The organism is Streptomyces sp. NRRL F-2580, assembly GCF_000720115.1.
Taxonomy (GTDB): Bacteria; Actinomycetota; Actinomycetes; order Streptomycetales; family Streptomycetaceae; genus Streptomyces.
Window position 1 is genome coordinate 1 of the sequence record NZ_JOIR01000139.1, and the last position, 226, is coordinate 226.

The 226-nt window shown below is 66.8% G+C and carries 1 pseudogene; it reads right to left on the reverse strand.

The features are described 5' to 3' along the window. A pseudogene (locus IF88_RS0139800) lies at positions 1–226 on the reverse strand (sulfate ABC transporter substrate-binding protein); the annotation flags it as partial.

Genomic DNA, 226 nt, shown 5'->3' on the forward strand with positions numbered 1-226 from the left:
CTTGAGGACCTTGTTCAGGAGCGTCAGGTCGTAGATGCCGGCGAGGTCGGGCTGCTCGATGAGCTTGGCCTTGACGGCCCAGTCCGACTCGGTCTTCAGGGTCGAGGCCAGCGGGTCGTCCGTGATTGCGATGCTGGGCCAGGCCGGGTCGATGACCTTCGCGTCGAGGGCCTTGCCGCTGTCGGCCTCCAGCTTGGCGTTGGCGGAGGCCTTCGCCTTGTCCTGG